The organism is Arthrobacter sp. 2RAF22 (assembly GCF_052115325.1).
GTDB lineage: Bacteria > Actinomycetota > Actinomycetes > Actinomycetales > Micrococcaceae > Arthrobacter.
The window spans coordinates 1-23,668 of the sequence record NZ_JBFRGL010000016.1 but is presented as its reverse complement, the minus strand read 5'-3'; the positions used below and the strand labels follow the sequence as shown (position 1 = coordinate 23,668).

Here is a 23,668-nt window from a genome sequence, read left to right as displayed (position 1 = left end):
CTACTCCGGCTTCGCTGCCGCTGCCTGCGGCTTGGCTTCAGGCTTGAAGTCGACTCCGGCTTCCTTGCGCTGCTGCGCCGTGATGGGCGCAGGAGCAGCGGTCAGGGGGTCGTAGCCGCCGCCGGACTTCGGGAAAGCGATGACGTCGCGGATCGAGTCCACGCCGGCCAGAAGGGCCACGACCCGGTCCCACCCGAAGGCCATGCCGCCGTGCGGAGGTGCGCCGTACTTGAATCCCTCGAGCAGGAAGCCGAACTTGGTCTGCGCGTCTTCCTTGTCCAGGCCCATGAGCTCGAAAACGCGCTCCTGGACATCGGCCTCGTGGATACGGATGGATCCGCCGCCGATTTCGTTGCCGTTGCACACGATGTCGTAGGCGTACGACAGGGCCGCTTCCGGGTCCTTGTCAAAGGAGTCCAGGAACTCGGGCTTCGGGGAGGTGAAGGCGTGGTGCAGGGCCGTCCACTGTCCGCCACCTACCGCGACGTCGCCGGAAGCGACGGCTGCGGCAGCCGGTTCGAACATCGGGGCGTCCACGATCCAGACGAAAGCCCAGTCCTTGGGATCGATCAGGCCGGTGCGGTGGCCGATCTCGACGCGGGCAGCACCCAGCAAGGCGCGGGATGGTGACTTCTCGCCGGCGGCGAAGAAGATGCAGTCGCCGGGCTTTGCGCCGACGGCGTCAGCCAGGCCGGCACGCTCGGCGTCCGTGAGGTTCTTGGCAACGGGGCCCGTGAGCTCGCCGTCTTCCTTGAACAACACGTAGGCGAGACCCTTGGCGCCACGCTGCTTGGCCCATTCCTGCCAGGCGTCCAGCGCGCGGCGGGCCTGCGAGGCTCCGCCTGGCATGACGACGGCGCCAACGTAGGGCGCCTTGAAGACGCCGAAGTTCGTGTCCTTGAAGAACTCCGTCAATTCAGTGAGCTCCAGGCCGAAGCGCAGGTCCGGCTTGTCGGAGCCGTACTTGGCCATCGCCTCGTGGTACGTCATGCGGCGGATCGGCGTCGGGATCTCGACGTCGATCAGCTGCCATAGTGCCTTGACGATGCCTTCGCCGAGCTCAATGATGTCGTCCTGGTCAACGAAGCTGGCTTCGATGTCGAGCTGGGTGAATTCCGGCTGGCGGTCCGCACGGAAGTCTTCGTCGCGGTAGCAACGGGCGATCTGGTAGTACTTTTCGAAACCGCCAACCTGGAGCAGCTGCTTGAAAAGCTGCGGGGACTGCGGAAGCGCATACCAGGAACCCGGTGCCAGACGCGCCGGAACCACGAAGTCGCGGGCGCCTTCCGGCGTCGAGCGCGTCAGCGTGGGAGTCTCGATCTCAACGTAACCCTGCTGGTGAAGCAGCTCGCGGGCCACGCGGTTCGCTTCGGAACGCAGGCGCAGGTTCCGGGCGGGGCCGGGGCGGCGCAGGTCAAGGTAACGGTGCTTGAGTCGCGCTTCTTCACCGACCTCCACGTGCTCGTCGATCTGGAACGGAAGGGGATCCGAAGTGTTGAGGATCACCACTTTCTCGGCAATGACCTCGATCTCGCCGGTGGCGAGGTGCGGGTTCTCGTTGCCCTCGGGACGCTTGCTGACGGTGCCCACGATCTGCAGCACGTATTCATTGCGCAGGCCGTGGAAGACCTCTTCCTCGCGGACAACCACCTGGGCGACACCGGACGCGTCACGCAGATCGACGAAGGCCACGCCACCGTGATCTCGGCGGCGGCCTACCCAGCCAGCCAGGGTGACGGTCTGTCCAATGTGCTCGGAACGCAGGGATCCGAGGTCATGTGTGCGCAGCACAGCATTCCTTTCAACATGATTTTCAGGACCATGACAAAACGATCCCGTTCGAGTTTACCCGTATGAACGAAGCGTGGCCCCACCGGGCGCGGCCCGCTCCCGCCCGGGCCCGCGGGGTTTTGCCTTGAGGCGCCGGTTCGTGGCTATCGCGTGGTGATGCGGACGTGGAGATCCTCGGGTGACGGCTCCCAGTTGGCCGGATCCGCGTCGACTTGCTCCCCGGTGCGGATGTCCTTCACTTGGTGCTTGCCGTCGTCGTCCGTGAACCAGACGAAAGGAATGCCGCGTCGGTCGGCGAATTTGATCTGCTTGCCGAACTTCTCGGCCTTCGCCGCAACTTCGGTGGCGATCCCCCGTCCACGCAGCTGGGCCGCCACATCCTGGGCCGCAGACCAGCTGTCGTCGTTGTTCAGCGCCACCAGGACTGCCGTGGGAACCGAGCGCGACGCCGTCGCGAATTCCTGGCTCAGGATGCGGGAGACCAGGCGGGTCACGCCGATCGACAGCCCGACGCCGGGGAACTTGCGGTTGCCCTTGCTGGCGAGGGCGTCGTAGCGGCCGCCGGAGCAAATGGAACCGAGTTGCTCGTGTCCCACCAGGACGGTTTCGACGACCGTACCGGTGTAGTAGTCGAGGCCGCGGGCGATGCTGAGGTCGGCAACAACTTTGCCGGGGGCGCGCTGCACGGCAGCCTCGATGACTTGTTCCAGCTCGCTGAGGCCCTCTTCAAGAAGCTCGTCCGATACGCCAAGCGCACGCACCTGCGCCACGAAGGACGTGTCCTCGGTGCGGATGCTGGCAAGCTTCAAAGCAAGCGCTGCCTGCTCATCCGTGGCGCCAAGCTCGCTCCTGAGCAATTCGGCAACTTTCGCTTCGCCGATCTTTTCGAGCTTGTCGATGCTTCGAAGCACGCCGGCAGTGTCGGTGAGGCCGATACCGCGGTAGAAGCCCTCGGCCAACTTGCGGTTGTTGATGCGCAGGCGGAAGTCCGGAATGGGAAGGGCGCTCAACGCTTCCGCGATGACGAGGGCGATCTCGACGTCGTAGCGGAAAGGCAGCTCGCCGTCGCCCACGACGTCGATGTCCGCCTGCGTGAACTCGCGGGCGCGGCCCTCCTGGGGCCGCTCCCCCCGCCACACCTTCTGGATCTGGTAGCGGCGGAACGGGAACGCCAGGTAGCCGGCGTTCTCGACGACATAGCGGGCAAACGGCACCGTGAGGTCGAAGTGGAGCGCCAAGGCGTTGGGATCTGCCTTGTCCGACTTTCCGCCTTCGCCGCCGTCCTCGTCTTCCTGCAGCCGGCTCAGTCCGTATACCTCTTTGTCTATCTCGCCCTTGCGGAGAAGCTGGCCGACGGTTTCGACAGCGCGCGTCTCGATGGAAGAGAAGCCGTGGAGTTCAAACGTCTTGCGCAACGTGTCCAGCACATGCAGTTCCACCAACCGTTCCTGGGGAAGCCACTCGGGGAATCCGGACAGGGAGGCGGTACGGGCCATGGTGGAAATTTCTCCTCAATGATTGCGCGGGCCGGACCCAGCGCCACGAACCACGGGCCGATTCGGCTCAGGATGGGCTGGCGTCCAGCCAGTCATGCATAAACTATGTGCGGCAGCCAGTTTATGCTTTCGGCGCCTGCACATCTAATGCGGGCGCCCGGGTTCGGCTTGCTTGCGAGGGAAGCTTGTCCAGACAACCAGGAGGACCATTGTCTACAAGGCCGCGGGACAACCGTGAAGCCAAACGGCGCATCAGGCAGATGGAAGCCAAGCGCGAGCTTCGGCGTGCACAGGGCAAGCGCCGCCGCCGGGACAATGTGATCGCGGTCAGCGTGGGTGCCGCCGCCCTGATTGCCGCCGTCGTGCTCCAACTCACGGTGTTCAACTCGAATCCGAGCGAATCGGAGTTCGCAGCGGCCCAAGCCGGGCTGAGTTCGCCGTCCGCCTCTGCCAACCCCTCCGCTTCGGCCGCGGCGACGGGCTCGAATAGCGCCGGCATTCCCAAAGCGGACACGGCCGCAGGTAAGACTTTCACTGGCCAGCTCAGCCTCAATGGAGGGACAGTCGGCGTCGAACTGGATGGCACAACAGCTCCCCAGGCCGCAGCAGTGTTCAAATCCCTCACTGACGCGAGTTATTACAGCGGCCTCAAGTGCCCTCGATTGACTACCGCCGACAATTTCTCGGTGCTGCAGTGCGGAGCCAAGGGGACGGACACCACAGACGACCCCAACTTCCACTGGGGACCACTTGAGAACACCCCGGCGAACAACACCTACCCGGCCGGAACCATCGCCGTCGCCAGGACCGGCAACAACGCCTATGGCAACGGGCACCAGTTCTTCATTGTGTACAAGGACACCGTCATTCCCCCGGACTCCGCCGGCGGGTACACGGTGGTCGGCAAGGTGACGAGCGGCATGGACGTGGTGACGAAGATCGCCCAAGCCGGTATTAATCCGGGGAGCAGCGCCACCGACGGCACCCCTGTGGCAGCTGTCACGATAGACTCGTTTTCTCTGAAGTAACTAGCCCGGACCATGGTCCACGGCGCATTACCTTAGTAATCCCTCCAAGCGAAAGACTTTTAGCGGTGACAGACAGTCAGAAATCCGACGAAACTGCAGTAGTGGCCAACGACGAAGAAACCCAGGCTCCCGTAGCTGAGCAGGCCGGCGTTGCGCCGGTTGCCCCGGTGGCCGACGCGGCAGAACCCGCGCCCAAGCCTGCCTCTCCGGCGCCACGTCCGGCCCCCTCGCATGCGCCTTCCCCCGCAGCATTTGCTGCCCGCCCCAAGGCAGCCGCCAGTGTTATTCCGGCCGCGCCGGCAGCCCAGCCTACGGCTGTGTCCCTGGCGGAAGCCGCCAAGTGGGGGCGCGCCGAGGGTGACGGCCACGTCTTCCTGACCATCGACGGCGAAGAGCAGCCGGTGGGACAGTACCCGGGAGTGAGCACCGACGAGGCGCTGGCATACTTCGCCCGGAAGTACGACGACGTTGTTGCGCAGATCGTTTTGATGGAACACCGCGTGGAGTCCAAGGCCCCGGCCACGGACATGCAGAAGACGGTCGAGCACCTGCGTGAGCAGCTGGCAGAGCGAAACATGGTGGGCGACATCCGCACTGCCGAGGCTCGACTCGATGCCTTGGCTGGACAGATTTCCGAGTTGGAGAAGTCCGAGAAAGCTGCACACGACGCCGCACGATCCGCGGAGCTCGCGGCACGCGAGGCGATCGTCGCCGAAGCCGAATCCATCGCATCCCAGGATCCGTCCCAGGTCCAGTGGAAGACGTCCAGCGCCCGCATGAACGAACTCTTCGAGAGCTGGAAGACAGCCCAGAAGAACGGCATCCGGCTTGGACGAAGCAACGAGGACGCGCTGTGGAAGCGGTTCCGCTCGGCCCGTACCGTCTTTGACCGCCACCGCCGTGCGTACTTCTCCCAATTGGACAGCACCAACTCGGCGGCCAAGGTCGCCAAGGAACAGCTGATCGTCGAGGCCGAAGCCCTCTCCAGTTCCACGGATTGGGGATTCGCCGCCGGCGAATACCGCCGTCTCATGGACCAGTGGAAGGCTACGCCTCGCGCCAGCCGCAAGGATGACGACGCCCTCTGGCTCCGTTTCCGTGCCGCGCAGGACGTATTCTTCAGCAACCGCCAGGCTGCCAACGACGAGATCGACCAGCAGTACACGGCAAACCTTGCCGTCAAGGAAGAGCTCGTTGTCGAGGCACAGGCCCTGCTGCCGATCACGGACCTCAATGCTGCCAAGAAGGCCCTGCAGTCCATCCGCGACCGCTGGGAAGAAGCCGGCAAGGTCCCCCGCGCCGACATGGGCAGGATCGAAGCCGGCCTTCGCAAGGTTGAGGACGCCGTCCGCGACGCCGAAGAGGACAAATGGCGCCGGAGCAACCCGGAGACGAAGGCCCGCACCAACAGCGCCTTGTCGCAGCTGGAAGCGGCTATCGCCGGCCTGAGGGAAGACCTGGAAAAGGCCGAAAAGGCCGGAGACCAGCGCCGCATCAAGAACGCCCGTGAGGCCCTTGAAGCACGAGAGGCCTGGCTTGACCAGATCCAGCGTTCGGCAAGCGATCTCGCGTAGTAGTAGTTGTAGTAGTTGTAGTAGTAGTAGAGCTTGAACCAACAGGCCCCGTGCCGGTTATCCACATAACCGACACGGGGCCTGTTCCCGTTGCGGCAGCCACGCGATGATTGCTGAATGGCCCCGAGATTACCGCCTCCGCAGCAACAGGACTTCCCTGCCCAAGAGCTGTACGCGCCCAGCCCGCAGTTCACGTGGGCCGAGCTTCAATCAATGGCTACGGACGGCGTGCTCACACCACTCTACGAGAAGAGTTTCACTCCCTCGGGGCTGGATGTCACGCCTCGGCTCCGAGCCCGCGCGGCCGCCCTGGTGGTTCCGGATCGCATTCGCAGGAAGGTCATCGCGGGGCGCATGACGGCGGCCTGGATTTACGGTTGCGCGGATGCCCCAGAGAGGCTTTCGCTTCTCGTGGACGCCAAACACCGTATATCGAGCTTGCGTTCGGCCCGCGGCTGTATCTTGCACGAAGTCCGTTTAGGCCAACTGGACGTGGTCAGCATCGGCGGGCTGCTCGTGACCAGTCCCCTGCGGACGGCCGTGGATGTGGCCCTACACGTAGAAGCCAGCAGGGCCTTGCCCGCACTGCGGATGCTGCTGTCCCGGGATGAATTGGGCGTCCGGCTGCGGCTCTTGACCCTCGCGGTGGAGGCGTCCACGAGGGTGCCCCACAAGAAAGCTGCACTGCGCAAGATTGCCGCGTTGGCTCGGACCGCTGACCCGCCGCCTTCCGACGTCTTGCCGCCTGAGGTAGCCGCCTGAGTTGCTAGGTTCAGCTTCTCCTGCGGTTGCCCGTGGTCCGGTAGACGTCAAAGACCCCGTCGATCCTGCGCACGGCACTGAGCACGTGGTGAAGGTACTTAGGATCGCCCATTTCGAACGCGAAGCGGGAGATGGCTACCCGGTCGCTGGAGGTGTGCACGGAAGCAGCCAGGATGTTGACGTGGTTTTCCGAAAGCACGCGGGTGACATCCGAAAGCAACGACTTCCGGTCCAAGGCTTCCACCTGGATCTCCACCAGGAAGACGCTGGATTGGGTCGGAGCCCATTCAACCTCGACGATGCGATCGGGCTGGTCACGGAGGTCCGAGACATTCGTACAGTCCGTGCGGTGTACCGACACCCCCGAGCCGCGGGTCACGAACCCGAGGATCGGATCAGGCGGTACAGGCGTGCAGCACCGGGCCAGCTTCACCCAGACATCTCCCACGCCGCGGACAATGACGCCGGAGTCCGAGTACCGGGTCTTCTGGAGTTGCGAGGGAATGCTGACTTCGTCGAGGTCCTCATCGGGCGTCTCATGCCCACCGAGGTGCTCCATGAGCTTTTCCATGACGGACTGCGCCGAAGTGTGCCCGTCTCCGACGCCGGCATACAGGCCGGAAATGTCGACGTAGTGGAATTCCTCGGCCACCGTGGACAAGGCGTCATGTGTCATGAGCCGTTGCAGGGGCAGGTTCTGCTTACGCATGGCGCGGGTCAGCTGGTCCTTGCCCCGCTCGATGGCCTCTTCGCGGCGTTCCTTGCTGAACCACTGCCGGATCTTGTTGCGCGCCCGGGCGCTTTTGACGAAATGCTGCCAGTCCTGGCTCGGTCCTGCGCCCTCGGCCTTGGAGGTGAAGATCTCCACCCAGTCGCCGTGATTGAGTTCGCTGTTGAGCGGAACCAGCTTGCCGTTGACGCGCGCACCGATGGTCCGGTGACCCACTTCGGTGTGCACCGCGTAGGCGAAGTCCACCGGTGTCGATCCTGCGGGAAGGGCCATGACCTCGCCCTTGGGGGTGAAGACGAACACTTCCCGGGCATTGATTTCAAAACGCAGCGAGTCCAGGAATTCGCCCGGATCCGATGTTTCCTGCTGCCAGTCGACCAGGGAACGCAACCAGCCCATGTCGCCGTCCTTGGGGCTCCCCGGACCTACGGCGGTCCGGTTGGGCTGGTCCTTGTACTTCCAGTGTGCCGCCACGCCATACTCGGCACGGCGATGCATTTCGTGGGTACGGATCTGGATCTCAACGGGCTTGCCCCCGGGCCCGATCACGGTGGTGTGCAAGGACTGGTACATGTTGAACTTCGGCATGGCGATGTAGTCCTTGAACCGTCCCGGAAGGGGGTTCCAGCGCGAATGCAAGGTGCCAAGAGCCGCGTAACAGTCACGGACGGAATCCACGAGGACACGCACGCCCATGAGGTCGTTGATGTCGTCGAAGTCCTTGTCCCGGACAATCATCTTTTGGTAGATCGAGTAGTAATGCTTGGGGCGGCCCGTGATGGTGGCCTTGATGCGGGCGACGCGCAGGTCTTCGGCAATCTGGTTGCGGATGACGCTCAGGCTCTTCTCGCGCTCTGGAGTGCGGTCCCCCACCATCCGGACGATTTCTTCATACACCTTCGGGTACAAGGCGGCGAAGGAAAGATCCTCAAGTTCCCATTTGATGGTGTTCATGCCAAGGCGGTGGGCCAGCGGTGCAAAGATCTCAAGTGTTTCGCGCGCTTTGCGGGCGGAAGATTCAGCGGAAACAAAGCGCCACGTACGGGCGTTGTGCAGCCGGTCCGCCAGCTTGATCATCAGTACCCGGATGTCCTTGGCCATGGCCACGACCATCTTGCGGACGGTCTCGGACTGTGCGGCCTCACCGAATTGGACTTTGTCCAGCTTGGTGACGCCGTCCACGAGCATTGCGACCTCGGGGCCGAAATCACGCGTCAGGTCAGCGAGGGTGTAGGGAGTGTCCTCGACGGTGTCGTGCAGGAGTGCAGCAGCAAGGGTTGTGCCTGTGAGGCCCAGCTCGGCCAGGATCGTGGCCACCGCAACGGGGTGGGTGATGTACGGATCGCCGCTCTTCCGCTTCTGGCCCTGGTGGCTGCGCTCTGCCACGGTAAAGGCCCGCTGGATGAGATCGAGGTCTTCTTTGGGGTTGTTGGCCCTGACGGTCCGCAGGAGCGGTTCGAGGATGGGCGAATAGGTGCTCGTGCCCCGTCCCGTCAACTTCGCCAGCCTGGAGCGCGTCCGCTCGCGTCGTCCAGGGAACGTCGGGCGCACGCCCGGGGAGTCCACGGGCACACCGTCCACGGTGCTTCCCGTAGCTGCAGTTGCGGTGCCGGGCACGCGGCTCAGGCCGTCCTCTCCGCCCGCCGGCGGCGCCGACGTCGTACGTTCCTCCACAAAAGCACCTCTCACGACTGACTTAATTCTCCCAGTCTATTCCCGCTGGTGAGCTCTCCAAGAACCGGTACCCAGATGACGGAGCCGGGAACGCAAAAGGGCCGGTCACCACTTTTCGGCGGTGACCGGCCCTTCAAGGGGAAACGAGGCTAAACGGCCGCTGCTTCCGAGTTCGCGCTGACGGCTGCCGCGCGCCGGGTCGCCACCTTCTTGGCCTGCTTCTGCAGCTCGGGTTCGCTCTGGCGCAGCCACGCGTAGAGCGGAGCCGCGATGAAGATCGTCGCCGCCGTACCGATCAGGATGCCGACGAACAGGGCGAGGGACAGGTCGCGGAGCGTGCCGGCGCCCAACAATCCGGCGCCGATGAACAGAATCGCGGCGACCGGCAATACTGCCACCATCATGGTGTTGATGGAGCGCACCAGGGTTTGGTTGACGGCAAGGTTGACCTCTTCGGCGAAAGTGCGCCGGCTGGAGGTCGCGATGTCCGAGGTGTTTTCACGGATCTTGTCGAAAACCACCACGGTGTCGTACAGGGAGTAGCTGAGGACCGTCAGGAAGCCGATGATGGCCGACGGTGTCACCTCGAAATCGCTCAAGGAGTAGACACCGGCCGTAGTGAACATCGTGACCAGCATGCCGGCAAGGGCAGAAACCGACATCTTCCAGGTGCGGAAGTACAACGCCATCAAAAGAGCGGCCAGCCCAACGAACACCGCGAGGCCGATCAGGGCCTGCTTGGTGACATCCTGCCCCCAGGTGGGGCCGATGAAGGTCGAGGTGACCTGGTTTTCGGTCACGCCGTAGGCCTTCGCGAGATCCGTCTTGATCTTGATGGTCTGGTCATCGCTGAGTTTGTCGGTCTGGATGCGCATAGTGCTGCCAGCGACGTTGGCGACGCGCGGAACGGCACCAGCAACGACGTCGTGGACTGCCTTCTCGCCCGGGGCGGATTCGGTGGTCTTCACGTTGGACACCGTGAACTCGGAGCCGCCCCGGAAGTCGATTCCGAGGTTGTACCCGCCCTTGACCACCGGCAGGAGGATGGAGATCGCCACCGCTACTGCGGCGATGATGAACCAGATCTTCTTGCTGGAAACGAAGTTGTAAGAACGCTTGCCCGTGTAGAGCTCGTTGCCGAACTTTGCGAAGCTCGTGGTCATTACTTCTCCTCCTTGGTGCCGTTGGAAGAACCAGTCAACTGGGCCTGCTTCTCGGCAAGCCGGCGTTCGGCGATGGTCATGCGGCGCTCGGCTTCAGCGGCAGCACCGGTGTTGCGGGCGCGCACGACGGCGGGCTTCTCCGTTGGCGTGCGGAGCCGGCCGGCACCGCGGTACAGCGGCACGGCGCCCAGTCGCTCAGGGTCGAGGCCGGAGAAGCGGTGCCCCTCGCCGAAGAACTTGGTCCGGGCCAGCACTTGGAGCGTGGGGTGCGTGAACATGAACACGACCAGGAGGTCTGCCAGCGCGGTGAGGCCAAGGGTGAAGGCGAAGCCGCGGACGTTTCCAACAGCGACGAAGTACAGCACCAAGGCCGCGAGCAGGTTGACGGCCTTGGACGCGAGGACCGTGCGCTTGGCGCGCTTCCAACCGTTAGCGACGGCGGACACGAGGCCCTTGCCCTCACGAAGTTCGTCACGGATGCGTTCGAAGTACACGATGAAGGAGTCGGCTGTCTGGCCAATGGCCACGATAAGACCTGCCACACCGGCAAGGGACAGCCGGTAGTTTTCAGTCCAGCCAAGGATCGCGATGGCTAGGTATGTCAGTCCACCAGCCACAACGAGCGAGAGGATGGTGACAAAGCCCAAGGCCCGGTACTGGAAGAGCGAATAGACCACCACGAGCAGGAGCCCGATCACACCGGCCATCAGGCCAAGACGAAGCTGCTCGCCACCGAGGGTGGCGGAAATCTGTTCCTCGGACTGAATATCGAAGCTGATGGGCAAAGCGCCGTAGCGAAGCTGGTCCGACAACGCCTGTGCCGAGGCCTGCGTGAAGTTACCCGTGATCTGCGGCTTGCCATCGGTAATGACTGCGAGGGCACGCGGCGCGGAAATAACCTGGTCATCCAGGACGATGGCGAACTGGGCCTTGGGGTCGTTGCCGCCCTGCGCCTGCGATGCCACGTAGAACTGGTTGAGCCTCTGCGTAACGTCCTTGAAGGTCTTGGTGGCGTTGGCATCGAACGTGATGGTCACGCCCCACGCATTGGTGACCGAGCCCTGCGCGCCCTGGACGGGATCGAAGGAGGACGACACGATGTCCTGGCCCTTCACTTCGACCGGGCCAAGGATGTACTTGACGGCAGGAGTCTTGGCCGTTGCCGGCTCGCAGGTCACCAGCGGCTTGGCGGGATCCGACCGCGGCTGCTTATCCTGGGCCGGGTTGACGCAGTCCAAGGCTTCGAAGGCCTTGTAGACGTCGGCTGTGACCCAGTTGCTGTCGCTGGCGTTGGTCGGCGCAGCGGTGGGCTTGGGCAGGCTCGCGTCCGGCGTGCGGGATGCGACCGGAACGGCCGCAGGGTCACCGGTGGTGATCACTGGGCGGAAGTTCATGTCGGCAGATGCCTGGATCAGGGCACGGGTTTCCGAACTTGGCGTACCGGGAAGGCTTACCACGACGTTACGGCCGGACTGCGTGGTGATTTCCGCTTCGGCGACACCGGAGCTGTCAACGCGTTGGCGGATAATCGCGACGGCCTGGTTCAACTGTTCTTCGTTGATGCCGGTTGATCCTTCGACCTTGGGCGCGAGAATCATTTGCGTGCCGCCCTCGAGGTCAAGCGCGAGCTTTGGGGCCCAGCTGGCGTGACCAGTGATGACGCCGCCACCGAGGACTGCTGTCAGTACAGCGAATATTGCGACAAGCCAGATCAGCACCCTGCGGGCTGCATTTTTGTGGCCGGTTCGTGCCATGTTCGATCTTCCTGTTGATGACGGAACAGCCGCCGACGTGCACGGGTGAGCGCAGGCCGGCGGCGATTCATTGCCGTAGAACTATTCCCGCTTGTAGAGCGGGTACGGGCTAGTTGTCCTTCTTGCCCTCGTCGTTGAGGCGCTTGAGGGTCTCGTCCGGGGTCTCCGCGGATGCAGATGCATCGGCATCCGCGGCCGTCAGCGACGACGCGTCGTCCGGAACGTCAACTGCGGCCTCCTCGGCGGGCTCAACGATCTTGGTGACGGCCTGGCGGTGCACCGTGGCGAGGTTGCCCGGGGACAGTTCCAGGACAACCTTGTTCTCGGCGTCGTCCATTGAGACGATTCGGCCGAACAGTCCGAAACTGGTCATGACGTCAACGCCGGGGGCAAACTGGGACTGCAGCTTGGCCTGCTGTTGCTGCGTCTTCTTGTTGCGGCGGAACATCATGAAGATGAAGACGCCGAGCATGGCGAACAGCAGGATTGTCATTGGATCCACAGGGAAGTTCCGTTCTTTACTTACGTTTTTGGTTTCACGGCCATGTCTGCCCGGTGGATCCGGCGGCCGTGGAGCTTTCGCCCACTTGGCCGCACAATGCTCCGACGGGCGGGCACAGAACCAAGGACTCGAACGTGCCGAGTGTCATACCAGTCTAGAGGGTTAAGCTGAATGGATCGTGCTAACGGCCGGTGTCGATGCTTTCCGCCCCGTTTTCGCTATCCTCGAACAACGCCAGCGGGTCCTGCCCGAACACTCCTGGCGGCACGGCGTATCCGAGGTGCGTCCAGGCTGACGCCATGGCAATCCTGCCGCGCGGCGTCCGTCCCAAGAGGCCTTCGCGCACCAGGTACGGCTCAGCGACCGTTTCGACGGTCTCCGGTTCCTCCCCCACGGCGATAGCGAGGGTGGAGAGCCCTACGGGACCGCCGTTGAACTTGAGGATCAGGGCTTCCAGCACAGCACGGTCCAGGCGATCCAAGCCACGCTGGTCCACCTCGTACATGTCCAACGCAGCGGAGGCGGCACGGGCATCGATTTGTTCGATGCCGTGAACCAAAGCCCAGTCCCGGACACGGCGAAGCAGCCGGTTGGCGATACGCGGGGTTCCGCGGGAACGGCCCGCAATCTCGCTGAAGCCGGCCGAGTTGACTTTCAGGTCAAGCAGTCCGGCCGAGCGGCGCAGTACGAGTTCCAGCTCCGCCACTGAGTAGAACTCCAGGTGCCCGGTAAAACCAAAGCGGTCACGCAGCGGTCCAGGCAGCAGGCCGGCCCGCGTGGTGGCGCCCACGAGGGTGAAAGGCGGCAGCTCAAGCGGAATGGCAGTGGCGCCTGCGCCCTTGCCCACCACGATGTCCACCCGGAAGTCTTCCATGGCCATGTACAGCATTTCCTCTGCGGGCCGGGACATCCGGTGGATTTCGTCGAGGAAGAGCACTTCGCCTTCAGAAAGCGAGGAGAGGATGGCCGCAAGGTCTCCGGCGTGCTGGATGGCCGGCCCGCTGCTGATGCGCAAGGGTGCGTTCATCTCGGCGGCGATGATCATGGAGAGAGTGGTCTTGCCGAGCCCAGGAGGGCCCGAAAGCAGGACGTGGTCCGCGCTGCGGCCGCGCATCCTCGAGGCTTCCAGCACGAGCGAGAGTTGCTTTCGGACACGGTGCTGGCCTACGAAGTCGTGGAGGTTCTTCGGGCGAAGTGCGGCTTCGATGATGCGCTCTTCGGGTTCCTCTCCCCCGGTAACGAGGGACTGCTCAGCCACGGCTGCCTACCCGGTTTCCGGCGCGGGCGCCGTCCTGCCCGAGCCAGCGAAGGGTTGCGCGCAGGATCTGGGCGACGTTGCCGGCGTCGGCAAGTTCCGGGGAATCGGCCATTGCCTTGTCGATGCTGCCGGCAGCGTCCTTCTCCGACCAGCCCAGGCTCGTCATTGCGGCGACCACCTGCGGCTTCCAGACAGACTCGGCCGCGACGGCGGGGGCGGCCCCGGGCGCGGTGCCGTGGGGAACGAGTTTGCCCGCCAGTTCCAGGACGATCCTGCCGGCCACTTTCGGGCCGATACCGGGGACCTTGGTGAATGACTTGGCATCGCCGGAATGCGCGGCCACCCGGATCGCCTCGGGCTCGTGGACGGCCAGGACTGCAAGGGCCAGGCGCGGCCCCACCCCGCTCACACTGAGCAGGACATCGAAAACTTCGCGTTCGTCGTCGTTCGAGAAACCAAAGAGCGTCAGGGAGTCCTCCCGGACGATCAACGAAGTGAACAGCTTCGCTTCCTCGCCGACGTGCAGGTGGCTGAGGGTTTGGGGCGTGGCGTAGACGCTCATACCGGCGCCGTTGAGATCGATGACGGCCGTGGAGAGACTGACGTGTGCCACGGTTCCGCGGAGAAAACTGATCAAGACCCGGCTCCTGAAGTACTGCCCCGCGCATGCTGCGCCGCGGGCTATCCGAACATATCTACGAATACCCTAGCAAGGGCCACCGACAATTACCGGGCGCGGCGCGCTTTCGCTTCGGCTTCAGCCCAGGCTCGCTGGGCGGGCGTCAATGCGCTGCTCCCCGGTCCGGTGGTGGCAACTGCGGCACCGCTGCCGGCCCGCCACGCGTGGGTGACAGCGAGGGCCAACGCGTCCGCGGCGTCGGCCGGGCGGGGCGGAGCGTCAAGACGAAGGATCTTGGTGATGAGTTTCGTCACCGCTTCCTTGTTGGAGGTGCCGCTTCCCGTCACGGCGGCTTTGACCTCCGACGGCGTGTGGAGCGCCACCGGGATGCCCCGCCGCGCGGCGGCCGCGATGACGACGCCGGATGCCTGGGCAACGCCCATGACCGTACTGACGTTCAACTGGGAGAACACCCGTTCGACCGCGAGAACGTCGGGTTTATAGAGGTCCAGCCATTCATCGATGGCCTTGGCTATGACCAGCAGTCGCTGGTCCAATGATTGCTCCGGGGAGGTTCCCACGACGCAGACAGCCACCATCGTGGCGCGGCGGTTCCGTTCGACGTCGACCACTCCGAAGCCGCAACGGGTGAGGCCCGGATCGACTCCCAATACGCGAAGAGTCAAGTCCGGGCCTCCCTGTTTGTTGTGAAGCTGTGTGGCAAGCGGGCGCTACTCGGCTTCGAGCGCAGCCTGGACTTCCTCGCTCATGTCCGCGTTGGTATAAACGTTCTGGACGTCGTCGAGATCTTCGAGGGCGTCGACGAGCTTCATGAACTTCTTGGCACCGTCAAGGTCCAGCGGCACCTGCATGGACGGGACGAATTCAGCTTCGTCCGTGTCGTATTCGATGCCGGCCTCCGTGAGGGCTTCGCGGATTGCCGGGAGATCGGTGGGTTCCGAGTGGATTTCCCAGTTGTCGCCGTTGTCCTTGACTTCTTCTGCGCCGGCGTCGAGCACTGCCATCAGGATGTCGTCTTCGCTGAGCCCGTTCTTGGGCAGGTTGACCACGCCCTTGCGGGTGAAGAGGTAGCTCACGGAGCCGGGATCGGCGATAGTGCCGCCGTTGCGGGAAATCGCCAGGCGGACCTCGGAGGCGGCACGGTTCTTGTTGTCCGTGAGGCACTCGATCAGGAGGGCGGAACCCTGCGGGCCGCGGGCCTCGTACATGATCTCCGTGTAGTCGACCACTTCGCCGGTGAGGCCGGCTCCGCGCTTGATGGCGCGGTCGATGTTGTCGGCGGGGACCGAGGTTTTCTTGGCTTTGGTCACAGCCAGTTCGAGGCTCGGGTTGCCGGCAAGGTCCGGTCCGCCCATGCGGGCCGCGACTTCGATGTTCTTGATCAGTTTGGCGAACGACTTGGCCCGGCGGCTATCGAGGATGGCCTTCTTGTGCTTGGTCGTCGCCCATTTGGAGTGGCCTGACATGCTTTAAACTTCCCCTCTGATCATTCGAATAAACAATTCATGCACACGCTTCTCCCCAGTCACTTCCGGGTGGAAGGAGGTGGCCAGCAACCGACCTGAGCGCACTGCAACAATTCTAGCCAACCCGTGCAAAGTGTCCGTGTGGGTCGCTTTGCCCGGTTCCACCTGCGCAAGGATTTCGACGCCGGGTCCGACCCGTTCCACCCACGGTCCGCGGATGAAGACGGCGTGGACGGGGTCGACGCCGGACTCGCCTGCGCTGAACTCGAGGCCCTTGAAGTCAAGATCGGTTTCGAAGGACTCGCGCTGCCGGCCGAAGGCATTGCGACGGACCGTGATGTCCAATCCACCGAAAGTCTGCTGCGGATTTCCGGCAAGGTCCGTGGCGGGATCGGCGATGTCGTCCGCCAGCAGGATCATGCCGGCGCAGGATCCATACACCGGCAGCCCGGACGCGATCTGCTTGCGGATGGGATCGGCGAGTTCGAAGATGCGCGCCAGCTTGTCGATGGTAGTCGACTCGCCGCCGGGAATGATGAGGCCGTCAATGTCGTCGAGCTCCGCCGGACGCCGGATGCCGACGCCGGTGGCACCGGCCGCTTCGACAGCGTGGATGTGCTCACGAAAATCGCCTTGTAGTGCGAGGACGCCGATGCGCAGGCCCGCGCCCACGCTTGATGACGCCTCGGAAGGGGGATTGGTCATTCGACCATCATAATGCGCTGCCACTGCCGGGCTTGCGCCTGCAACCCGATCGCGGCTTTACGGCACGTGGTTTATGCACCAACTGGGATATATTACAGAGCATGTTTTCGTTCACCGTTCCACTCGGCAAGCTGGTCCGTGCTGTGTCCCGGCTGCGCGGCGGGGGTTCGGCTTTGCCCGGCCTCGTGGTCGAGAAGATCGACCCCGGCTTCATGCAGAGGACGCTGTCCTCGCTCCCCCACGGTGTGGCGGTGGTGAGCGGAACCAACGGCAAGACGACCACCACAAAAATGGTGGTGGAGCTCCTGGAGAGCCAGGGCTTGAAGGTCTTCACCAACCGGACAGGCAGCAACTTCACCCGTGGCGTTGCGGCCGCTCTCCTGGGTGAGGTGGACTGGCGCGGCAGGTTGGACGCCGACGTCGCGGTGTTGGAACTCGACGAGGCACACGCCGTGCATTTCGTGAACAAGGTGCCGCCGCGCTATTGCCTTCTCCTCAACGTCCTGCGCGACCAACTGGACCGTTTCGGCGAAATCGACACCACGGCGCTACTCCTCCAGCGCATCGCCGAGCGAACCACCGGGACCGTGGTCCTGAACCGCGAGGATCCCCGGGTCGCCCGTATTGCCGGAGCCGTGAGCGGCCCCGAGGTGCTCTACTTCGGATTGGACGAATCGCTCCGCAGCACCTTCCCGAACGACGACGACATGCGGGCCGCGGCTCCGGAAACCAGCCCCCGCGGTGAGGTCCCCGCATCCCCGGCGGCCGACGTCGTGCTCCGCCGGGTCGGTACCGACGACGCCGACTTCGAGTTCGACGGAACCCTTGTGTCCACCTACATGAAACTCCGTGGCGTCTACAACATCTTCAATGCCGCGGCCGCGTTGGTCCTCGCCAGGAGCATCACCGGGGCAAGCGGGAGGCCCGGCGACTCCGCCAAGCTGGTCAAGGCGCTCTCCGAAGTGGCTCCGGCGTTTGGCCGCGGGGAGAGCCTGACGGTGGACGGCCAGCCTTTTGAGTTGGTCCTCGTGAAGAACCCGAGCGGTTTCCGCCTGGGCCTGAAGTCTTTCCCGGCGAAGGGCTACGCGTCCATGATCGCCATCAATGACAACTATGCCGACGGCCGGGACATGTCGTGGCTTTGGGACGTTGAATTCGACTCCCTGCGCGAGGACGGTGTCGAGGTCGTCACCGGCGTCCGTGCCTATGACATGGCACTGCGCCTCCAGTACGACGAGGTCCGCTTCGGCTCAGTGGACACCGACATCACTGCGGCCTTGGCCGAATTCATCCGGGGTTCGGCCGGCAAACCGAAACGCGTATTCTGCACGTACACCGCGATGTTGGCCATCCGGCGCGAACTCTCCAAAATCACCACAGTAGAGGTGGTCTCATGACCCCGGCCGAAGGTACCGCACACACTAGCAAAGGCACCATCCGGGTCCTGCAGCTGTACCCCCGTGACATGAACATCTACGGGGACTGGGGCAATGCGCTCGTCTTGCGGCAGCGCCTGCTCTGGCACGGTTACACGCCCGAGCTCCTTGAATACAATGTGGGCGACGACTTCCCCGAAGATGTCGATCTCATTGTGGGCGGTGGCGGCCAGGACAGCGGCCAGGTAGTCATCCAGGACGATCTCCAGTCACGCGGCGAGCAACTGCGCGGGATGGCCGAGGACGGAACGCCCATGCTGGTCATTTGCGGGCTCTACCAGCTTTTCGGCAAGTTCTTCAAGACGAAGAGCGGACCTGTTATCCCCGGTATCGGCATCCTTGACGTCGAGACCATCGGTACGGACGAACGCCTCATCGGAAACGTCACGCTCACTTCACCCGAGTTCGGTGAAATCATGGGTTACGAAAACCACAGCGGACAGACCTCCCTGGGTGCCGGCGTCGAGCCGCTCGGCACCGTGTCCAAGGGCGCCGGCAACAACAGCAAAGACAACCACGAAGGCGCCAGGCACCGGAATGTGGTTGCCAGCTACTTGCACGGTTCCCTGTTGCCCAAGAATCCGGCCATCGCCGATTTCCTGATCCGGACCGCCGTCGAACGCAAGTACGGTACTTTCGTCCCCGGAACGCCCGACGACGACTTTGCCCGCCTCGCGCGCGAACACGCGGCGCGGCGGCCGCGCTAACACGGGGAAAACCGTTGTGGGCGGGGCCCCTGCATGAAAGGGTTGCTTCATGACGAACCCTCTCTTGGAGCCGAGTACCCTTCCCTTCGGCTTGCCGCCCTTCGCAAAGATCCAGGACAGCCACTTCGCCGAAGCCGTGGATGCGGGCCTCGTTGAGCACCTGGCCGAGATCCAGTCCATCGTCGACAACCCGGAGCCCGCATCCTTCGAAAACACGGCGGTCGCGATGGAACGCTCCGGCCGCCTGCTGGAGCGGGCAGCAGCGGCCTTCTTCACATTGGTTTCCGCCGACGCCTCGGAGGCCATCCGCGAACTCGAAACCGAGCTGTCTCCCCGGTTCGTGAGCCATCAGGACGCGGTCTATCTCAACCGCGGACTGTACGAGCGATTCGCGGCCGTAGACACTTCAGGACTTGATGACGAAGCCACCCGCCTGGTGCAGGAGTACCTTCGGGAATTCCGCCAGTCGGGGATCCAGCTCGACCCGGCTGACCAGGAAAAACTCAAGAGCCTCAACGCGGAACTCTCCCGATTGGGAACGGAGTACGGGCAACGGGTCAAGGAAGCCATGAAGGCGGCCGCCCTGGTGGTGGATGACGCCACAGAACTTGCCGGCCTGCCGGCGGACGACATCGCCAGTGCTGCGGAGGCCGCACGCACTGCCGGGCACGAGGGAAAATACCTCCTGACCCTCATACAGCCGAGCAACCAGCCTGCTTTGGCTTCTTTGCAGAACCGCGAGCTCCGCCGTCGCCTGTTTGAGGCGTCCGTTGCGAGGGGAAGCGACGGCGGCAGCCTGGACGTCCAGGAACTGGTGAAGGCGATGGTGCGTTTGCGGGCCGAGAAGGCGACACTCCTCGGGTTCGGCAACTACGCCGAAATGGTCATGGACCGCCAGACCGCCCCCGATTTCGCGGCCGTGCAAGCGATGCTCAACCGACTTGCTCCGGCCGCCATCCGCAACGCCGACGCAGAAGCGGCTGCCCTGGCGGAGAGCGCAGGGCACCCATTGGAAGCATGGGACTGGGCGTACTACTCCTCGAAGGTCCGGCGGGAGCGCTACGAAGTGGACGAACAACTCCTTCGGCCCTATTTCGAATTGGACCGGGTACTCGTGGACGGCGTGTTCTTCGCAGCCACGAGCCTCTTCGGTATTACTTTCCACGTGCGGAATGACCTTGAGGGGTACCACCCCGATGTCCGCGTCTGGGAGGTGCGAAACGGAGACGGCTCCGAGCTTGGTCTCTTCCTGGGCGACTACTACGCGCGGGACTCAAAGCGCGGCGGCGCCTGGATGAACTCGCTCGTCGAACAATCAGCACTCCTGGGTAACAAGCCGGTGGTGATCAACAACCTGAACATCTCCAAACCGCCGGCCGGAGAACCCACCCTGCTTACCCTGGACGAGGTCCGGACCACGTTCCACGAGTTCGGCCATGCCTTGCACGGACTCTTCTCCAACGTCATGTATCCCCGGTTTTCCGGCACCTCGGTCCCCCGGGACTTCGTGGAGTATCCGTCGCAGGTCAACGAGATGTGGATCATGTGGCCCGAGATTATCGGTAACTACGCCCGGCATCACGCGACTGGCGAAGCGCTTCCCCAGGACATCATCGACCGCCTCAACGAGTCCAAGCTTTGGGGCGAAGGCTTCGCCACGACGGAATACCTCGGCGCCGCCCTTTTGGACCTGGCCTGGCACGTGCTGGACGTCGACGGCGTTCCTCAGGACGCGCTGGACTTCGAAGCCAAGGCATTGGCTGCTGCAGGCGTGGCGCACTCCCTCATTCCGCCCCGGTACCGCACGGGGTACTTCCAGCACATCTTCGCCGGGGACTTCTACGCCGCCGGGTACTACTCGTACATCTGGAGTGAAGTGCTGGACGCGGAAACGGTGGACTGGTTCACGGAAAAAGGCGGGCTGCTGCGCGAGAACGGCGAACGATTCCGTTCGGAGCTGCTCTCCCGTGGCAACAGCCGCGATCCGTTGGAATCATTCCGCACGCTCCGCGGCCGCGACGCCTCCCTCGAGCCGCTCCTCAAGCGCCGCGGCCTCGAATAGCTGCTGGGCCGCCCCAACTGACTCGCAGTTAATGTCGTTATGGAGCCTCATAACGACAACAACTGGGAGTCAGTTGGGTTAACGCACGATGCCGGCCGGTCACCGAAGAAGGTGACCGGCCGGCGTCGTACTTAGCGGGAGAGCGATGCGATGGACGGTGCGACCCGCCAGCGCAAGGCGCCGGGCGGTGTGATCCGGCAGCCTGCGTAAAAGGGCCCCCGCCCCGAGCCGCGGCAGCGAGTCGCGGGGAATAGCAGGCCGAGGATCAGCGCCGACCGGCGCCAACAAACCGCGCCGTCTGGCGCGTCGGCTTAACGAAGGCCTACCAGCCGCGCTCGGCGAGGCGGTGGGGTTCGGGGATTTCCTCGACGTTGATGCCCACCATGGCTTCGCCCAGGCCGCGGGAGACCTTGGCGATGACGTCGGGGTCGTCGAAGAAGGTGGTGGCCTTCACGACGGCGGCGGCACGCTGGGCCGGGTTGCCGGACTTGAAGATGCCCGAGCCGACGAACACGCCGTCGGCGCCGAGCTGCATCATCATCGCGGCGTCGGCCGGGGTGGCGATGCCGCCGGCGGTGAACAGCACGACGGGGAGCTTGCCGGTGGCGGCGATTTCCTTGACGAGCTCGTACGGTGCCTGCAGTTCCTTGGCCGCGACGTAGAGTTCGTCCTCGGGCAGGGTGGAGAGGCGGAGGATCTCGGCGCGGATCTGGCGCATGTGGGTGGTGGCGTTGGAGACGTCGCCGGTGCCGGCTTCGCCCTTGGAGCGGATCATGGCCGCGCCCTCGTTAATGCGGCGCAGCGCCTCGCCCAGGTTGGTGGCACCACAGACGAAGGGAACGGTGAAGTTCCACTTGTCGATGTGGTGGGTGTAGTCGGCCGGGGTCAGGACCTCGGACTCGTCGATGTAGTCAACACCGAGGGACTGCAGGACCTGTGCCTCGACGAAGTGGCCGATGCGGGCCTTGGCCATGACGGGGATGGACACCGCGGCGATGATCTGGTCGATCATGTCCGGGTCCGACATGCGGGACACGCCACCCTGGGCGCGGATGTCCGCGGGAACGCGCTCGAGCGCCATGACGGCCACGGCACCGGCATCTTCGGCGATGCGGGCCTGCTCGACGTTGACGACGTCCATGATGACGCCGCCCTTGAGCATCTCGGCCATGCCGCGCTTGACGCGGCTGCTGCCCGTAACGCTGGCTGCGGACGAACCGGCTTCGTTGCTTACATCAGGTGTAGACACAAAAACCCCTATGGGTAGATAGAAGACCTTGGCCGGGGCGCAGGCGGACGGAGGCCACACACAGCGCGCACCGGATTTCCAGGTCACATTGACCAAGTAACTTCAATACTAGTCCCCCGCGCTGTGACCGTCGTACTCGATTACCAGCCCCGGCCACGCGGTCGCGCCGGCACCGGCGGGCGTCGCGCACCCGGTGATATTGGTCCCGCGTGTCGCGGATACTTCAGGTGCATTGACGGCAGCAAGTTGGTGGGCGGATTCACGGCGCGGGAATCTGTCTTCTGCAATTGTGAGTTCACCGCCGGCCTGATCGCCGAGGCGATCCGGGTTCATTGGGAGCTCAGCACCTGATTCTTGGGACGTGTGTTCCTTGTTTCGCTTTTCGCGACGCCGAACGGCCGTGCGGGAGGTAAAAATGTCCGACCCCCGTGACAGGGTTTATTCATGGAAGGCATCGGTCAACTCGTCGCACCTCGGGCGGCCGCGCCCGACGGCGGGATCCCGTCGCCGGGACGCCTGTCCCGCCGGCTGAAGCCCGTCCCCGCCCGGCACGCGCAGTTCCGAAACCCGGCCCAGTTCCAGATCCCTTCCCGACTCCAAAACCCGGCCGCCGTGCCGTCCGCCGCGGGTGGCCTTGATCTGGCGGTCGCGGCGATGGATGCGCTGCGCTCAACCGCCGTCGCCGACGCCCGCTCGTTCGGTTTCCTTGATGCCGCGGATTTCGCCGGCACGGTCGAAGAGATCTCCCGGACGGTCGAGTTCCTGCAGCTCGTCGCGGCCCAGGCCGTGGAACGGACCCGCAGCGAAGCCCAGGCCTCCCGCCGGCCGTCCGCGGCGCCGGGCTGGCGGACCGGCTGGAGCGAACCCGCCGCAGCAGATACGGGAACCGCAGCAGCGGACGCGGGAGGTCAGTCAGACCCGGCAACCGCGCCGGATGCGCCGGGCTCCGCGCCCGGCCCCACGGCAGCGGCCGCGGTCGACGACGGCTACCGGAACGCCGCCGAATTCCTGCGCGCCCGGCTGCGGATCGGCATCGGCGAAGCCCGGCGACGGCTCGCCCTGGCCTCCGGCGTGCTCCCGCAGACAGGACTCACCGGACAAGACCTCCCCGCACGCCACGAACTCCTCGCCGCGGCCCTGTCCACCGCAGCCGTGCCGACCCGCTCGGCCACGATCATCAGCACGGCCCTGGAGCAGGTACGCCACCACGCCGACCCGGACACCGCCCGCCAGATGGAACACTCCCTCACCCGCACCGCCCTGGAAAGCGATCCCGACTTCGTGCACCGGACAGCCAAACGCTGGATCGACGCCATCGACCAGGACGGAACCGAACCCCGCGAAGAAGAACTCCGCCACCGCCAAGGAGCGTTCATCCGCAAACCCCGCCACGGCCTGCACCACCTGGAAATCTTCGCCACCGCCGAACAATACGAAACCCTCGCCACCGCCATGAACACCGCCACCAACCCCCGCCTCCAGCACACCACCGACACCAACGCAGCCGACGACGGCGGCGCGGCCGACGCCGACGCAGCCGACGGCGACGGCGCGGCTGACACCGGCGCGCACCCCGCCCTGGACCGCCGCTCCCGGGCCCAGAAACTCCTCGACGGGCTCACCGGCGCCTGCGCAGCGGCCCTGACCACCGGGCAACTGCCCGCCAACGGC

At 64.4% G+C, this 23,668-nt stretch carries 19 protein-coding genes; 7 read left to right on the top strand and 12 right to left on the bottom strand.

Annotation, left to right across the window (positions count from 1 at the left end; genetic code table 11):
- Nucleotides 1–1,791: an aspartate--tRNA ligase gene (gene aspS, locus AB4068_RS12630; protein WP_306959769.1), complete on the bottom strand. Its 1,791-nt coding sequence runs from the start codon at nt 1,789–1,791 to the stop codon at nt 1–3.
- Nucleotides 1,792–1,934: 143 nt separating this feature from the next.
- Nucleotides 1,935–3,287, bottom strand: a complete 1,353-nt coding sequence (gene hisS, locus AB4068_RS12625; RefSeq protein ID WP_441433559.1) for a histidine--tRNA ligase — start codon at nt 3,285–3,287, stop codon at nt 1,935–1,937.
- A gap of 260 nt (nt 3,288–3,547) precedes the next feature.
- Between hisS and AB4068_RS12620 the strand changes: the two genes are divergently transcribed.
- From AB4068_RS12620 to AB4068_RS12610, 3 genes are all read left to right on the top strand, one after another.
- Nucleotides 3,548–4,315 carry a peptidylprolyl isomerase gene (locus AB4068_RS12620; protein ID WP_370872108.1) on the top strand — a complete coding sequence of 256 codons (768 nt, stop codon included), beginning with the start codon at nt 3,548–3,550 and terminating at the stop codon, nt 4,313–4,315.
- A 65-nt stretch (nt 4,316–4,380) separates the two neighbouring features.
- A complete protein-coding gene (locus AB4068_RS12615) occupies nt 4,381–5,889 on the top strand; it encodes a DUF349 domain-containing protein (protein ID WP_441433558.1) in 1,509 nt (502 codons plus the stop codon).
- A 213-nt stretch (nt 5,890–6,102) separates the two neighbouring features.
- The gene (locus tag AB4068_RS12610) at nt 6,103–6,651 is read left to right on the top strand and encodes a type IV toxin-antitoxin system AbiEi family antitoxin (RefSeq protein ID WP_441433557.1); all 549 of its coding nucleotides are present in this window, start codon (nt 6,103–6,105) and stop codon (nt 6,649–6,651) included.
- A 10-nt stretch (nt 6,652–6,661) separates the two neighbouring features.
- Here AB4068_RS12610 and AB4068_RS12605 read toward each other — a convergent pair whose 3' ends face one another.
- The 9 genes from AB4068_RS12605 to pdxT form a co-directional block, all read right to left on the bottom strand.
- Nucleotides 6,662–9,055, bottom strand: a complete 2,394-nt coding sequence (locus AB4068_RS12605; RefSeq protein WP_272909578.1) for a RelA/SpoT family protein — start codon at nt 9,053–9,055, stop codon at nt 6,662–6,664.
- A 149-nt stretch (nt 9,056–9,204) separates the two neighbouring features.
- Nucleotides 9,205–10,218 carry a protein translocase subunit SecF gene (secF, locus tag AB4068_RS12600; protein WP_284989261.1) on the bottom strand — a complete coding sequence of 338 codons (1,014 nt, stop codon included), beginning with the start codon at nt 10,216–10,218 and terminating at the stop codon, nt 9,205–9,207.
- Nucleotides 10,218–11,972 carry a protein translocase subunit SecD gene (gene secD / locus AB4068_RS12595; RefSeq protein ID WP_284989260.1) on the bottom strand — a complete coding sequence of 585 codons (1,755 nt, stop codon included), beginning with the start codon at nt 11,970–11,972 and terminating at the stop codon, nt 10,218–10,220. The genes secF and secD overlap by 1 nt, the downstream gene beginning before the upstream one ends.
- Nucleotides 11,973–12,081: 109 nt before the next feature.
- Nucleotides 12,082–12,465, bottom strand: coding sequence for a preprotein translocase subunit YajC (gene yajC, locus AB4068_RS12590; protein ID WP_059389206.1), 384 nt, complete (start codon nt 12,463–12,465; stop codon nt 12,082–12,084).
- Between the two features lie 190 nt (nt 12,466–12,655).
- Entirely contained in the window at nt 12,656–13,732 is a 1,077-nt protein-coding gene (gene ruvB, locus AB4068_RS12585) for a Holliday junction branch migration DNA helicase RuvB (protein WP_284989259.1), read from the bottom strand.
- Nucleotides 13,725–14,369, bottom strand: a complete 645-nt coding sequence (gene ruvA / locus AB4068_RS12580) for a Holliday junction branch migration protein RuvA (protein ID WP_284754937.1) — start codon at nt 14,367–14,369, stop codon at nt 13,725–13,727. The genes ruvB and ruvA overlap by 8 nt, the downstream gene beginning before the upstream one ends.
- A gap of 89 nt (nt 14,370–14,458) precedes the next feature.
- A complete protein-coding gene (ruvC, locus tag AB4068_RS12575) occupies nt 14,459–15,037 on the bottom strand; it encodes a crossover junction endodeoxyribonuclease RuvC (RefSeq protein WP_441433556.1) in 579 nt (192 codons plus the stop codon).
- 45 nt (nt 15,038–15,082) lie between these two features.
- Nucleotides 15,083–15,838, bottom strand: a complete 756-nt coding sequence (locus AB4068_RS12570) for a YebC/PmpR family DNA-binding transcriptional regulator (RefSeq protein ID WP_307053979.1) — start codon at nt 15,836–15,838, stop codon at nt 15,083–15,085.
- A 3-nt stretch (nt 15,839–15,841) separates the two neighbouring features.
- Complete coding sequence (pdxT, locus tag AB4068_RS12565; RefSeq protein WP_059390283.1) at nt 15,842–16,543, bottom strand: pyridoxal 5'-phosphate synthase glutaminase subunit PdxT; 702 nt, start codon at nt 16,541–16,543, stop codon at nt 15,842–15,844.
- A gap of 101 nt (nt 16,544–16,644) precedes the next feature.
- Between pdxT and AB4068_RS12560 the strand changes: the two genes are divergently transcribed.
- Genes AB4068_RS12560 through AB4068_RS12550 form a run of 3 tightly spaced genes read left to right on the top strand, consistent with a single transcriptional unit; the run spans nt 16,645 to nt 20,748 of the window.
- On the top strand, nt 16,645–17,940 hold the full coding sequence (locus tag AB4068_RS12560) for a Mur ligase family protein (protein WP_307053978.1): 1,296 nt from the start codon (nt 16,645–16,647) through the stop codon (nt 17,938–17,940).
- Complete coding sequence (locus AB4068_RS12555; protein ID WP_284989256.1) at nt 17,937–18,686, top strand: type 1 glutamine amidotransferase; 750 nt, start codon at nt 17,937–17,939, stop codon at nt 18,684–18,686. Before AB4068_RS12560 ends, AB4068_RS12555 begins: the two co-directional genes overlap by 4 nt.
- Nucleotides 18,687–18,735: 49 nt before the next feature.
- Nucleotides 18,736–20,748, top strand: a complete 2,013-nt coding sequence (locus tag AB4068_RS12550) for a M3 family metallopeptidase (RefSeq protein ID WP_441433555.1) — start codon at nt 18,736–18,738, stop codon at nt 20,746–20,748.
- A gap of 322 nt (nt 20,749–21,070) precedes the next feature.
- Here the strand turns inward: AB4068_RS12550 and pdxS are convergent, their stop codons facing one another.
- Nucleotides 21,071–21,997, bottom strand: a complete 927-nt coding sequence (gene pdxS / locus AB4068_RS12545) for a pyridoxal 5'-phosphate synthase lyase subunit PdxS (protein WP_306959754.1) — start codon at nt 21,995–21,997, stop codon at nt 21,071–21,073.
- Nucleotides 21,998–22,441: 444 nt separating this feature from the next.
- Here pdxS and AB4068_RS12540 point away from each other — a divergent pair.
- The coding region (locus AB4068_RS12540; protein ID WP_441433554.1) for a DUF222 domain-containing protein at nt 22,442–23,668 on the top strand (1,227 nt) is incomplete at its 3' end.